The following is a 14,805-nucleotide window of genomic DNA, read 5'->3' as shown; positions in this document are numbered from 1 at the left end:
CCTATCTGCCTCCCTCTGATTCGTAATGAACCCAATATTTAGATGAAAAGAAAATGATTGATGTTAAAATCCCAATAATGACTAGCATTACCCAAGCCATTGCTGATGCATATCCCATATGGAAGAATTCAAAACCTTGTTTAAACAAGTATAGTGAATACAATAATGTTCCATCTAATGGACCACCTGTTCCTTTTGATATAATATAGGCAGGAACAAATGTCATAAATGCTGCAATTGTTTGCATAACTGCATTAAATAAAATTACTGGACTTAACATAGGTATCGTTATGTTATAAAATTTCTGAAAGAAACTTGCGCCATCAACACTAGCTGCTTCATAGTAGCTTTGTGGTATGGACTTAAGACCTGCCAAGAAAATTAACATCGATGAGCCGAATTGCCACACAGATAAGAAAATTAACATCCATAATGCTGCAGTTGGATTACCAAACCAACGAACAGGGTCAATACCCATTGTCATTAGTGCTAGGTTAACAATTCCCTCGTCACCAAAAATGTTACGCCACATAATCGCAACTGCTACACTACCCCCAATTAATGATGGCAAGTAATATAAAGTACGATACAAACCTACCGCTCTAGAGGCTGTGTTTAACAACATTGCTACGGCTAATGCAAAGAGTAATCGTAAAGGAACTCCCGCAAATACGTAGATAAATGTAATTTTTAATGAATGTAAATATCTAGGATCAGATGTAAACATTTCTTTAAAATTGTCTAACCCTATCCATTCAGGTGGATTGAATAAATTATATGAAGTAAATGAAAAGTAGAAAGAAGCAACTATAGGAATAATCGTAAATGCCAAAAAGCCTATAATAAACGGTCCAATAAATAGATATCCCCACAAATTTTGCTTCATATGAGTTTGCATTTTTAAAGCTCCCTTCTTATACCTAAGTTGTTGAAAAACAATAGCTGATCACATAAGGATCAGCTACTGCTTTTTATAATCCCTTTTAGTTGCCTAAAATACTTTCCGCTTGTGTTCTGAAATGTTCAGCTGCATCTTCTGGTGAGATCTCTCCATAAGAAATTTGTTCACTTATATTAGTTAGTTGCTCGATGATTTCACCTGCACCTGCCGGATCTGGTGCACCCATTGGTGTACTATTCTCTTCCGCCCATGCAACATAATCAAATACTGCTTGCTGTGCTTCAGAAACATCATCTGCAATTTCTTCCTGAACTACAGAAGAAACAGGAACCCCACGGTCACCAAGAATAAGTTTGTTTGCTTCGACATCATTCACCCAAAAATCAATAAAGTCAGCCGCTACTTCTTTTTGCTCCGAATTTTCAGAAATAGAGAAATACATACTAGGTTTTAAGAATAAACCATCTTCTAAATTCTCTCCCGGAGGAGTACCAAATGCAAAAGTGTGTTCTGACATATCTTCCAATCCTACAAATTGGTTTGACCATTGGAAAATCCCTACTCCTTCACCTTCTACGACTGGATCATCCTCAGGACCTGCTAATTGCGCCAAATAATCAGGGGTTGGAGTCGCTTCCATATCCACCTGTTCTTGTAAAATCGTGAAAAAGTCTATAAATAATTGATCGTCATCATATCCAAGACCACTTCCATCTTCTGCGTAGAGACGAGCACCATTTTGACGTAAGTAATAGTTAAAAAACACATCTGCTTGCATACCATTATCAAAGAAATATCCTGCATCTGCAGCTTGTTGAGCCATTGATTGATATTCATCCCATGAGTAAGTATCAGGGATTTCATCAACTCCAATTTCCGCTAAAACCTCTGGATTATATTGAAAACTTAGCGCATTTGAACCTAGGTTAAAACCGTAAAGTCCATCGTTAATTCTTCCACCTTCGATAGTGTTTTCAGCAATATTTGAATCATCGATTTCATTGCCAAGAAACTGCTCTAAATCAGCTAATTGGCCATTTTCTGCGTACTGAGATATATAAGATAAATCCATTTGAATAATGTCTGGTAATTCATTTGCTGCTGCTTGAGGTGATAATTTTTGCCAGTAATCATCCCAACTAGCATATTCTGGTTCAATTGATACATTTGGATTTTGTTCTTCATACAATTCAATGACTTCCAGCGTATAATCATGACGTGGCTGTGAGCCCCACCAAGCAATTCTTACAGTTACTTCATCTCCACTTGCTTCTGAGTCAGAGTCTGTTTCTTCTGAAGTATCATCTGTGTCGCCACCTGTATCTTCAGAGCTATCGTCGCCACTACATGCAGCTAACAAAAGAATCATTATTATTCCTAATAGTATTAACAAAGATTTTTTCATTTCTTTCCCTCCCCTTTTTAATTCGCTGTAAGCGATTACAGTTATATAATAGCAGATTCCGACATGTAAGTATGATAGAAAAATCAGTGGTAAATGTTTAAAAAGAAGAGTTTTTTGCAAGCGTTATCTTTATCCTTCATTAGATTTAATAATCTCCGATGGTGTAAATCCCTTCATTCTTTTAAATATTTGGCTAAAATATTGTGGATTATTACCAAACCCTAGTCTCTCTGCTAACTCAAATACTTTAATATCCTGTTCTGCTTCTATAATCTCTACTGCTTTATTAATTCGTGCATTGGTTACATAGGATGAGAAACGTTGACCAATTTCTTTTTTAAAGGTTTTCCCTAAATAGTCAGCATTCATATATAGGCAATGATTAGCTAACCATTGAAGTGATAACTCAGGGTTTTCAATCTCTTCTTCAATCGAAGTCAACATTTGTCGAACCACTTTCGAATATTTTTTTGGTGTTTCTTCTTGCATCATCCTTTCAAAGAGATCTTCAAAATACGTAATAAAATCTGTGATATGCTGATAATCCTCCATTCGTCCAATTGCTTGAACCCGATCCTCTGTTGAATGATGTGCTAGTTTACTCATTAACAATAAATAAATTTGAATAAAATAACCTCGTGTAATCTTTGGGGCTACTTGGTGTATTTTTAGTTTTTCAATAAAATCTAAAAGGTAGGAAACGGCTTCTTCCTTTTGTTGCTGTTTTAAATAATACAAAATGGTATCAAGATCAATTTCAATATCTGATTTGAACTTTTCATCAAATTGGAACCAATTTTGATATGTAATAAAACTATGCCTTGGTTGATAAAATACTTGTTGCACCATTTCATCTAGTGTTGGGATTTTTTTTATTTCTTCTTTCGTAAAGCCTCTCGATAAAACGGAAGTCGTACTTAATGTACTCTGTTCCATTTCAGTTTGGAAAAACCGTTTAATTGTTTTTTGATTACCTGCTGAATATCGCATCATCACAATCACTTTATTTTCTATTAATGTTGTAATGACTTGCTCATGTAGAAAAGATTGATTAATCGTTTCTATTAGTTGATTGATTCGATCATATGCTATTTTTCCTTCTATAAAAAGCATCCAAAATAAGAATGGCTCTGATGGATAGAGATCATCCACTATATGGTTCATTTTAGTCCGACTTTTATCCGTTATTTGTTCATAAATAAAAAACTGCTTCAACACCTCTTCATGATCATTAACCGTGTTTTTTATCACTTCTTCTTCCATTGCCTTCATATATTCTAGAGCTTCCTCTTCTTCTTTTTTTTCTTTGACAATGTCATTTAGTGCTTCTGAAATATTGTCTTCATTACATGGTTTCAACAAGTAATGCTTTACTCCAAATCGCATGGCTTGTCTTGCATATTCGAATTCGTTAAAACCCGATAAAAAAATCCATTTTATAGAAGGGTAATCTTCTCTCGCTTTCTTCACAAGCTCAATACCATCTAAACCTGGCATTGTTATATCAGTAATAACAATGTCAGGTGGCTGGTTCTTAATAAAATCATACGCTTCCAATCCATTCATTGCTTTCCCTACTAACTCTGTATCATATTTATTCCAATCAACAATCACAGAAATACCATCTAAAATCATTCGCTCATCATCTACTAACAACACTTTGTACATAAGTTTCATTATCCTCCTTCGGCAAAATGATGGAAACTTTGGTACCATTTCCAATTTCGCTGTCAATTACAAGTCCAAATTCCTCTCCGAAAAGAATTTTGACACGTTCATTTATGTTTCGCAGTCCGATCCCCGTACTTTTTGGCTGGTAGTCACCTGATTCAATTTGTTCTAGGTAAGACTTTTGCATGCCTGGTCCATTGTCCTCTATGAAAATAAACAACGCGTCTTCACTCTCTTGAATCGAGAGATGAATTTTACAAACACCGATCATCTCTTGAAGACCATAGCGAATCGCATTTTCTACTAATGGTTGAATAATGAATTTCGGCACCTGCACTTGTAAGAATTGCTTAGGTATATCTTTGGTAAACTGTAACCTTTCATCAAAACGATAACTTTGAATCGTAATATAGTGGTCTACTATGGTAAGTTCTTCTTCTAGTGGAATCAACGCATCTTTCATATTAATTGACGCTCGTAAGACATAGCCGAGTGATTCTGCCATTTGTGATATTTTCTTTTCACCAACTATTTTTGCAGACCAGTTGATTGATTCAAGTGTGTTATAAAGAAAATGTGGATTTACTTGTGCCTGCAATGTTTTAAATTCTGATTCTTTAATTAATAATTGTTTTTTATAATTTTCACCAATTAAATAATTAATCTGGTTCATCATTTTCTTGAAATTCTCATGCATTTGTCCTGCTTCATCTTTGGTTAGTTCTGTTTCCATTCCAACATCATAATAATCCAAGTCACCTGTCTGAACTTTTTTCATTTTTTTATTCAAACTTTCAATTGGATTCACAATCGTACCGGTGAACTTGGTTCCTAAGAAAATCATCAGTAAGAATAGTCCAAAATATGTTAAAAAAACTGCCGTTCGTGCTTGGCTAATCACCGTAAACAAATTACTGTAAGGCGTTAAGATCATATACGTCCAATCTAAATGATTCGCTTCTGAATAAGTTAAAAAATACCTTTCACCGTTATGTTTTATAATTTGATATCCCTGTTGATTAACTGTAAAATCTGATGGTTTAATTTCGTCTAAATCATTTTCATTAGCGAACACATGCTGTTCATTTTGATCAAAAATGAGAAAATTAGTTTCCTGTTCCTCCAAATTACTAGTGAGCTCTTTCATAATTTCGTTAATGTCTACTCTTATTCCAACTGTTCCTAATCTTTCAAAAGAAAAATCCATATATTCACGTATATCCCGAACTGCCATTACTGCCTCATCACTCTCATATGGTGATAACCAGTTAACACCACCCTCTTTCTCTTTTGCTGCCCCTTTCATCGTTCCTAATCTTTCTTCAGATAAATTTATGATTAAATTACCACTGGCATACTCTTTGTCATATGTATCATACACTTGAATCGATTGTACATATTTATTTAAAGCACCGATATGCAGTAATCTCTTGCGAAGTTCGTTTCCTATCATAAATTGATCATAGCTAGAATCAGTGTTTCTTAATTCTAATAAATAGGATTGTACATATGTATCGGTAGTTATTTGATAGGAAAGACGTTCCATCTTCTTTAATTCCGCTTCTACAGAGTTCGTTGAGACTTGCAATGCTTGAGCAGATTGACGGTAAATTTCCTTATTGTAGAGATTAAAAGCGTATTGTAAAATTGACAAACCACCTATACTAAAAGCCAAAAGTACTAAAGACGTGAGAATAACCATTTTATATTTAAGGCGTAAGTTCAAAAATTTTAACCGAATCTTATTTATCATACCGATAACACCTACTCTCCCTGTGAACGCTTACAGTTATTATAAGTGGGAGCAAAGCATTACGTCAATTCGATTCGTTTCTAGGTTGGTAACATAAAAGAATAAAATTCGTCTAATCTATATAAAGCAGCATAGCTTTATTTGAAAATCATTCTAAGTTTAATAGGAGTTATATGACTATGATAAAGAAATTAAGTATATTAGTGATGATATTTTCACTTATAGTCTTAAGTAGTTGCAGTAACAAACCAATAAAAGAACACTCTTCTTCCACTCATAATCTGGAAGCTTTATCAACCATCGAATCAAACAACAGGCTACTTACTCAAATTTATCAGGTGGCGGAAACAGGAAAAGTATCAAAAGATAAATGGAAAAGTGGTGAAGACACCATTATGGAGGTGGAAAAAGATTGGGGGCTAGCTGATAACAAATCAGAAGCTAATTCTGGTACTTATGCGACATACGAAAAAAAACAGGTAGTATTTGGATTTAATGAAAAAGGGCAAATTTACGATCTACGGTCTCATTCTAATAAATTACAACACATTACCCAAAAAGAGACGGAACAAGTATTAGGTGCACCTGATGAAATAAGACATTTTCAAGAGCAGAATATTTACGTTTATCAAATAAACCAAACATATCAATTAAAATTAATATTTCCTCCAGCAACAGATAACACTGATAGAAAGCTGAGCCATATCTCTGTAGTTTATTTACCTTGGGATCCTTCTGTTAACGAAACAGACCCTTCCTATTCGATTGATACAATGACAATAACTGAAAAGATTGGTCAATTAATGATGATTGGATTGGAAAGTACCTCCATCGATCAACAAGCTACTTATTATATTAAACAAAAAAAGGTTGGAGGTTTTATCTTATTAAAGAAGAATATCGAAAACACCCAACAAACAGTCGATTTTATCAATGACTTAAAACGGAACAATGACAATCAAATACCTTTATTTTTAGGAATCGACGAAGAAGGTGGACGAATTACGAGACTTCCTGAAGAGATCTCGGCAACACCATCAAGTCAAGCAATTGGAAAAAGAAATGACAGTGATTGGTCTTATCAAGTCGGAAAACTGTTAGCCAAAAAAGTGAAGGCGTTTGGCTTTAATATCAATTTTGCTCCTGTACTCGATGTTAACAGTAATCCAAATAACCCTGTTATTGGAGACCGGTCATTTGGAGACGAACCTGAACTAGTGAGTAACATGGCAATTGCACAAATGAAAGGCTTGGCTGCTGAAAATGTCATGCCAGTTGGAAAACATTTTCCTGGTCATGGAGATACTGCTGTTGATTCACATATCGATCTGCCTCTTCTTGATCATTCGCTTGAAAGATTACAACAAGTAGAGCTCGTACCTTTTCAGCAAGCGATTGATCATGGTGTTGAAGCAATGATGATTGGTCATTTAATGGTACCATCGATTGACCCAGACAATCCTGCTACATTATCGGAAGAAATGATTCAAGGGGTGTTAAGAAACGAATTAGGTTTTGATGGTCTTGTGATAAGCGATGATTTAACTATGGGTGCGATTTTAGAGAACTATGAGATTGGTGATGCAGCTGTTCAAGCAATTCAGGCAGGGACTGATTTGTTATTGATATGCCATGGATATGACCAAATCGACGCAGTATTTGATGCAATGGAAGAAGCTGTAGCGAATGGAGAAATCTCAATGCAAAACCTGGATGACAGTGTAGATCGTGTATTAAAACTGAAAGAGAAATACGGTATAACAAATGAAAAAATGGAGTCTATAGACGTAGAACAGTTAAATCAAGAGATAAAAGAAATATTACAGACTGAGTAAATAAAAGATGACGGGCGTATCCAACTCAGTGTTACAACTGGACGTCCGTCATTTACGATTATAAGAGGAAAGAGATTATCAGCTCTCCAATATCCCTCTGAATTTATCTCTGAAATGATAAAATAAATAACCTTGAAGGATAACCATTATTACAGCCAAAATAAGTAACGATGGATCTACAAATATATGTAGCAATAAAATATTGGCTGTAATCGGTGTCAATACTGCCAAAGCTAATGGAACAAACCGATTCATAAGTAATAATATTCCGCAAATCACTTCCAATGATTTTTCCACTATTAATAAATAGCTAAATTGAAATAATACCATCGCTTCAGGGCTTGCCGGAATCAAAGGCTCGATGTCAAATACAACCAGAAACCCGTTAAAGCCTGCGCTCAGAAAGATGATACCTAGTACTATTCGAGCAGCATGATAAACTATTACCTTCCCCTCCTTTTTGTATCTCCATTTATTTAGATTATCATCAACTATATTATTATATATCATTTCTATTGCTTATTAATTAAGTCAATATGGGTAAATTAAAACAGTAGAAAGTTTTAGAAAGCATTCTATCAAATTTGTAAAGGAGATTCTTATGGGTTTTACTGACATTACGTTTAGAATTATATCTACATTTTTGGTCCTTTTATTTCTGACAAGAATAATGGGTAGAAAAGAGCTGCGTCAGTTAACATTTTTTAATTTTGTTTCTGGAATTGCCATTGGTTCGATAGCAGCTTCCCTTGTTGTAAACCAAAATTTAGATTTCTGGGTTGGGCTATATGCTTTATCTGGATGGGCAATTCTAACTATCACTATGGGGATAGTTGATATCAAATCTAAGAAAGCTCGAGAAATTATCGAAGGACAACCAGCGATTCTAATTAAACAAGGAAAAATTATGGAAGATGAATTACGAAAAGCCAGATTAGATATCGATGCTTTACATGCACTGTTGCGAAAGAAAAATGTATTCTCCGTCACTGATGTAGATTATGCACTTTTTGAAACGGATGGGACACTTTCTGTCATGAAAAAAGAAGATAAACAAACGCTAACTAAAGGTGATATGAATGTACAAGTAGTAAAAACAGAACCATTCCCAATAGCTACAGAAGTTATTTCTGACGGAAAGATCAATAAGTCCAACTTATCCAAATTAAACCTAGATGAAAATTGGCTAGAAACACAATTGAAACAAGCTAGAGTAAATGATATATCCGATATATTTTTCGCTGAGATCCAGAAAGATGGAACATTATATATTGACACAAGAGATGATCATATTCCTAAGCAATAGCTTAAAAATTGTGAGAAAAGAACATACATGAATGGTTGTACAATACTTAGGGAAATTTAACTATAATTGATAAAAAGGTGGTGAATAACATGGCAAAGAAAGGAATTCAAAATTCAAGTATCGAGCAAATTAGAAAAGATCATGAGACTGAGTCCGCATTTAGTGCAGACAATGCTAAAAAGCAAAAAAAGAAACGTGGTAAATAAAATAAAAGAAGGAGCCACCTGGTTCCTTCTTTGTGATCAAGAGGCCATTGGCAATGACAGAGTCTTCTGGTGCCATATCCAGAAAATATTTAAACGACCTATCATAATTTGACCATTCTACAACATCTACATCCGATACATCATAAATGTGTCTTCAGCAATAAGCATTTAATAACCGAATAGGAGAGATGGCATTTCTTCCGTTTACTTGGTCATAATTATGGGCCAGTTCCTCATATACAAAAGAAAAGTCGATTAAATCATTCATCATCCTCAACATATGATCCTGAGGAAAAACGATATCGGAGAGTTCGGAACATCCACTCAAGGTCATCGATTGTTGCTGATTAATCACTCGTTCCACCTCCCTATCGATAATTCCATTGTACAATAAAATAGTGAGTTATCGTCGTGTTTCACGATGATAACTCGTTATTTTCACCTATAAGAGCCCAGCGCTACCAGTTGTTTTTTATACTTATCGTGTTGGTGAACCAGGCGGATAATAATAAGGTGGAACCTTAATCCAACCACGTTTACGCATTAAAGTTTTTAGCGTTGTACCAATCGTTACCCACTCTGAATAAAATTGGAGCCACATTATTCCAACATCATTACGAATAGCTTCAGCTTGTCCTCTTGCACATGTTTCCAAACATGTAACTAGCTTAAAAGCAATACCATTTGTGATTTCATCATCTGATAACTTTACACCTAAAGGTACTTCTTTTGGATTAGATTTTGGTTTAGCGGACACGACATCTGGTAAAGGTATCCCTTCTTTTTTCATAAATTCGTTTAACCTTTTAACATGTGATTCGCATGTTTTAATCACATCATTAAGTAATTCCATTACTTCATCATCTGAAGTCGTATTTAAGCCAATTTCTTCATAACGAATAAATTCTTCAACCAAAGTTAAATACGTCCAACACCCCCCAACTTCTATTACATGAAGAGGAGATTTTGGTTCGTTCGTATTGTCCATTGATGTTTTTAACACGTTCAAATGATATCTAATTGTGCTATCTTTGTGAAAGAATGTACTTAAAGTAACTGGTGCGATTGTTGAATTTTTTACAAAACCTTTCATTTTTATGGAAAATCGTGTATAGTTGATACAAACAGAATAGAAATAACTAGGGGAGTCCAATAAGTTGGGCTGAGAAAGAAACACGTTGAAGTTTCTTGACCCTTTGGACCTGATCTGGATCATACCAGCGTGGGGAAGTTAGAAATCTCATCATTATTATGAATAAAACTTCTACATATAAAGCCGGGTCCATCCTTTTATGGATCCGGCTTTTTTATGTCTTCTTATTGTATTACCCACTTGATATGTTCTTGGTCTTGTCCCTTATTATTTTGAAAGGGAGAGATTTAACCAATGTCAACATCCTCAGTAAATGAAAAAAACATTTCCATCATGTCTAGCTTTTCAGGGAGTAAAAAAGTATATGTAGAAGGTTCTAGACCAGACATTAAAGTACCGATGCGTGAAATTGAGTTAAGTCCGACTACAGGAACCTTTGGTGAAGAAGAGAATCCACCAGTCCGTGTCTATGATACTAGCGGACCCTATACAGATTCTAATTATTCGGTTGATATAACAAAAGGACTTCCTACACTTAGAAGCAAATGGATTCAGGAAAGAAATGATGTCGAAGAATATGAAGGTCGAGAAATAAAGCCTGAGGATAATGGATATCAAGATGAGAATGATCCTCGTGCCAATTATAACGTATTTCCTGGTTTAAAAAGAAAACTATTACGTGCAAAAAAAGGGAGCAATGTCACACAACTTCATTATGCTAAAAAGGGAATTATTACTCCTGAAATGGAGTTTATCGCAATAAGGGAAAATATGAAACCTGAATTTGTTCGTGATGAAGTAGCAAGAGGACGAGCGATTATCCCTTCTAATATCAACCATCCAGAGACAGAACCTATGATCATAGGGCGAAATTTCCATGTTAAAATTAATGCGAATATTGGGAATTCTGCTGTTTCATCTTCCATCGAACAAGAGGTTGAAAAAATGACCTGGGCAACACGCTGGGGTGCTGATAATATTATGGATCTTTCAACAGGGAAAAATATTCATTCAACACGTGAATGGATTATTCGAAATTCTGCTGTCCCTGTAGGTACAGTTCCTATTTATCAAGCACTTGAAAAAGTAAATGGCGTTGCAGAGGATCTAACATGGGAAATATACCGTGATACTTTAATTGAACAAGCGGAACAAGGTGTAGATTACTTCACTATTCATGCTGGTGTTCTTTTAAGATATGTACCGTTAACAGCAAAACGTTTAACAGGTATTGTATCCAGAGGTGGATCTATCATGGCACAATGGTGTCTCTATCATCATAAAGAAAGTTTTTTATACACTCATTTTGAAGAAATCTGTGAAATTATGAAAACTTATGATGTATCATTTTCTTTAGGAGATGGATTACGCCCTGGATCAATTGCAGATGCAAATGATGAAGCTCAATTTGCAGAGTTAGAAACTCTTGGAGAACTAACAAAGATTGCTTTGGAACATGATGTGCAGGTTATGGTTGAAGGTCCCGGACACGTTCCAATGCACCTTATTAAAGAAAATATGGATAAACAACTAGAAGTGTGTCAAGAAGCACCTTTCTATACACTTGGACCACTGACCACTGATATTGCCCCTGGATATGATCATATTACATCGGCTATTGGTGCCGCCATGATTGGTTGGTATGGCACGGCTATGCTTTGTTATGTTACGCCAAAAGAACACTTAGGTTTACCAAATCGAGATGATGTACGAGAAGGTGTTATAACATATAAAATCGCCGCACATGCTGCCGATTTAGCAAAGGGACATCCTGGAGCTCACAAAAGAGACGTTGCCTTATCAAAAGCTCGATTTGAATTCCGTTGGAGAGATCAGTTTAATTTATCTTTAGATCCGGAACGTGCATTAGAATTTCACGATGAAACACTACCTGCAGAAGGGGCAAAAACAGCACATTTCTGTTCCATGTGTGGACCGAAATTTTGCAGTATGAGGATCTCTCAGGATATACGTAATTACGCTAAAGAAAACAAGCTGGATACAAAGGAAGCTATTGAAAAAGGAATGAAAGAAAAAGCTAACGAATTTAAAGAAGCTGGAAGTAAATTATATCAGTAATTTCATATCATATGGGAGGTCATAATGTGGATATCCAAAAAATTGAAGAGGAAATAAATCAATTAAAAAATCGTCTTTCTTATTTGGAGAACTGTATGCAACATATACAGCAAAATTGTGACCATCATTTTAAAGGGAATCCATTCTACGAAATATGTAGCAAGTGTAAAAAAGTAAATGTGCTTTATTATTAGAGTATTTCTAAGAATAAACGTGCTAAAATGAAGAAATGGAAACATCCAACAGTTAGTGAATTAAAAAAATGATTTTTATTGAAGTTTAAGAAAAACGGTTAGAAATTGGTGATATGTAATCAAACATACAAAAATAGTTATCCGAGAGATGACCTTGTGAAATTATAAAAATGTATACGTGGGTACACCTATATTATCTACGGGAGAGGATATTGATCTTCTCCCTCTTCCCACTCTCTTAGACAACAAAAATCTGCTTGAGCTTTTCTGTATGTTGAAAAATCCTACTATTAGCTTAAGTCATTCTTGCACAAAGTCACAAAATCATTTACTGCGCAGTATCAGGCTAATGACAATCAAATCTTATTGAATTAGATATCTTTTATGCTGCTCACGTTTTCCTTCGTGAGTTATTTTTGCATATCTAAGTGTGGTCTCTGGCGATGTGACCTAACAATTCTTGAATAGCTACGAGTTCAGCTCCATTATTGCGTCGTTAGTGGAGGAGTGATTGCTCTTTTTAAACAATTGCTACCCGTTCGTAATATAAGGTTAGCCAGATATTTAAAGAGTATCCTTTATTTTCTGGTTGACCTTTTTTTATATGGTCTTATTATAACGGTAGTCGGGGTAGAACGTCGCACCCGTGGGACTCGATCCCGTTAGCTAAACTGTTCACCCCCTACTTGTATAAACATGTTTCAGGCTGGTTGGGACAATAGATCCCGTTTAACAAGCGAACCTATGACATTACAAGAAGCCTTTAGGGGATACCGACTAATTTATTATTCTAGGAGGAGATATTCTATGAATCCAGTCGTTGGTCTGGATGTTTCAAAAGGGGAAAGTCAGCTCCAAGCTTTTTTAGATAAAGGTAAACCATATCGTAAAAGCTTTAGTATTAAGCATGATCTTAATGGACTAGGTAACTTACTAGAATTTCTTGAAGAAGTTGAAGACGCAGCTAATGGCAATCCACCTTCGGTAGTTCTAGAGTCAACTGGTCACTATCATACTCCCGTTATTCAATTTTTGGAGGAACAACAGTATGTTTATATTATAGTAAATCCTCTCATTTCACATCGTGCCAAAAGTTCAAGTCTGCGTAAGGTTAAAACAGATGCTGTGGATGCCTATCACCTTTGTGAGCTGTTTTATAAAGAAGAATTAGAACCTTATAAAAAGCGAGGCATTCAGCTATTAAACCTTCGCAATCTTACTAGACAACAGGAAAGCATTGCAGAAATATCCGCAAAAACTAAGTTGCAGCTGCACTCTTTGATGGATCAGGTATTTCCAGAATATAGAGGTGTATTTGGTAGTTTATATTCTAAGGTTTCGTTGCTTACTTTACTTGAATTCCCAACATCTGAGGCAGTTTTGAAGATGAGTGAAAGAGAATTAGCAGACAGGATTGGTGCGTTATGTAAGAGTCGTTCCGACCTCTGGGCAATAGAAAAAGCACAGAAACTAAGAGATGCAGCTCTTCGTAATCCATTTAAGAAAAACTTATACGAGAGTCATATCTTTAATCTTGAGGTGTTGGTGACGATTGTTCTTCAATACCAAGAGCATCTATCGAAAATTGCGACTGAAATAGATGCCCTCGCTAATGAAATTGAAGAATATCATATACTCCAGTCTATCCCTGGTATCGGAGAAAAAATCGCCGGCACGATTATTTCTGAAGTTGGAGAGATAGATAGGTTCAATGATGCCAAAAAGCTCGTTGCATTTGCTGGAGTAGATCCAAGTGTTTATTCCTCTGGTAAGTTTACGGCATCCGTTAATCGAATTACTAAACGAGGATCCAATAGACTTCGCCATGCCTTATATATGGCGGTCCAAAGTGGTATTCGAGATTCTCGTAAAAAGAAGACAACAGATGATATCATGGCACGCAATAAAAGATTAAGAGAGTTTTACGATAAAAAACGTGAAGAAGGAAAACCCTTTAGAGTAGCAGTTATTGCATGTGTTAACAAGCTCTTACATTGGATTTACGCTTTACTAAAAAGCAGAACTACTTTCCAAGATATAGCTTAGAAACTATATCTAACTAAATACAACAAATCCTTCCAATTACAACTAATAGGAAGGTTATTTAGCATGTTCTTTTTTAGTATATCATGGGTATTTTAATTTTTTTATTGAAAAATATTGACAAACTATTAGCTGGTTTAGCTCAACAAGAAAATGCTACTTATTTGCTTCTAAATTAAATTTAGCCTCATTTTCAATTTTTGATATTATATCTTCTTCATCAAATTCTAAAGGTAAATCATCATATTGAAGTTGGTCAATCATTTCACTGATGCCATACCACTCCATTAAGTCTTCTGGATATTGCAGCTCTGCAACA

Annotated in this window: 12 protein-coding genes, 1 pseudogene and 1 riboswitch; of the genes and pseudogenes, 5 read left to right on the top strand and 8 right to left on the bottom strand. The window is 35.2% G+C overall.

Annotated elements, in window-relative coordinates; all coding sequences use genetic code 11:
* Position 1: 1 nt before the first annotated feature.
* The 4 genes from GI584_RS09105 to GI584_RS09090 form a co-directional block, all read right to left on the bottom strand.
* Complete coding sequence (locus GI584_RS09105; protein ID WP_100360981.1) at positions 2-898, bottom strand: carbohydrate ABC transporter permease; 897 nt, start codon at positions 896-898, stop codon at positions 2-4.
* Between the two features lie 85 nt (positions 899-983).
* Complete coding sequence (locus GI584_RS09100) at positions 984-2,306, bottom strand: ABC transporter substrate-binding protein (RefSeq protein ID WP_153791040.1); 1,323 nt, start codon at positions 2,304-2,306, stop codon at positions 984-986.
* A 129-nt stretch (positions 2,307-2,435) separates the two neighbouring features.
* Complete coding sequence (locus GI584_RS09095; RefSeq protein ID WP_194842173.1) at positions 2,436-3,974, bottom strand: response regulator; 1,539 nt, start codon at positions 3,972-3,974, stop codon at positions 2,436-2,438.
* Positions 3,949-5,631 (bottom strand): cache domain-containing sensor histidine kinase, encoded by a 1,683-nt coding sequence (locus tag GI584_RS09090; RefSeq protein ID WP_228552378.1) that lies wholly within the window; start codon positions 5,629-5,631, stop codon positions 3,949-3,951. The genes GI584_RS09095 and GI584_RS09090 overlap by 26 nt, the downstream gene beginning before the upstream one ends.
* 278 nt (positions 5,632-5,909) lie before the next feature.
* Between GI584_RS09090 and nagZ the strand changes: the two genes are divergently transcribed.
* The gene (nagZ, locus tag GI584_RS09085) at positions 5,910-7,565 is read left to right on the top strand and encodes a beta-N-acetylhexosaminidase (protein ID WP_153791037.1); all 1,656 of its coding nucleotides are present in this window, start codon (positions 5,910-5,912) and stop codon (positions 7,563-7,565) included.
* 78 nt (positions 7,566-7,643) lie between these two features.
* Here nagZ and GI584_RS09080 read toward each other — a convergent pair whose 3' ends face one another.
* Entirely contained in the window at positions 7,644-8,075 is a 432-nt protein-coding gene (locus GI584_RS09080) for a hypothetical protein (protein WP_228552377.1), read from the bottom strand.
* Positions 8,076-8,166: 91 nt separating this feature from the next.
* On the opposite strand from GI584_RS09080, the gene GI584_RS09075 reads away from it, so the two are divergent.
* Positions 8,167-8,871 carry a YetF domain-containing protein gene (locus GI584_RS09075; protein WP_153791036.1) on the top strand — a complete coding sequence of 235 codons (705 nt, stop codon included), beginning with the start codon at positions 8,167-8,169 and terminating at the stop codon, positions 8,869-8,871.
* An 89-nt stretch (positions 8,872-8,960) separates the two neighbouring features.
* Positions 8,961-9,077, top strand: coding sequence for a biofilm-forming protein (locus GI584_RS09070; RefSeq protein WP_153791035.1), 117 nt, complete (start codon positions 8,961-8,963; stop codon positions 9,075-9,077).
* A gap of 52 nt (positions 9,078-9,129) precedes the next feature.
* Here the strand turns inward: GI584_RS09070 and GI584_RS23995 are convergent.
* Both GI584_RS23995 and GI584_RS09060 read right to left on the bottom strand, forming a co-directional pair.
* Positions 9,130-9,432, bottom strand: a pseudogene (locus GI584_RS23995) (transposase); the annotation flags it as partial.
* Between the two features lie 123 nt (positions 9,433-9,555).
* Positions 9,556-10,170 carry a DUF3231 family protein gene (locus GI584_RS09060; RefSeq protein WP_153791033.1) on the bottom strand — a complete coding sequence of 205 codons (615 nt, stop codon included), beginning with the start codon at positions 10,168-10,170 and terminating at the stop codon, positions 9,556-9,558.
* Between the two features lie 38 nt (positions 10,171-10,208).
* Positions 10,209-10,323: riboswitch (TPP riboswitch) on the top strand.
* A 141-nt stretch (positions 10,324-10,464) separates the two neighbouring features.
* Between GI584_RS09060 and thiC the strand changes: the two genes are divergently transcribed.
* Both thiC and GI584_RS09050 read left to right on the top strand, forming a co-directional pair.
* A complete protein-coding gene (gene thiC / locus GI584_RS09055; RefSeq protein ID WP_100360989.1) occupies positions 10,465-12,249 on the top strand; it encodes a phosphomethylpyrimidine synthase ThiC in 1,785 nt (594 codons plus the stop codon).
* A gap of 1,001 nt (positions 12,250-13,250) precedes the next feature.
* Positions 13,251-14,489, top strand: a complete 1,239-nt coding sequence (locus GI584_RS09050) for an IS110 family RNA-guided transposase (protein ID WP_153790542.1) — start codon at positions 13,251-13,253, stop codon at positions 14,487-14,489.
* A 153-nt stretch (positions 14,490-14,642) separates the two neighbouring features.
* On the opposite strand, the gene GI584_RS24220 is transcribed toward GI584_RS09050, so the two are convergent.
* Positions 14,643-14,774, bottom strand: coding sequence for a hypothetical protein (locus tag GI584_RS24220; protein WP_267902844.1), 132 nt, complete (start codon positions 14,772-14,774; stop codon positions 14,643-14,645).
* Positions 14,775-14,805: the final 31 nt, after the last annotated feature.

Origin of the sequence: Gracilibacillus salitolerans, from assembly GCF_009650095.1 — a bacterium.
Classification (GTDB): domain Bacteria; phylum Bacillota; class Bacilli; order Bacillales; family Amphibacillaceae; genus Gracilibacillus; species Gracilibacillus salitolerans.
This window is presented reverse-complemented; position numbering and strand designations above follow the sequence as displayed.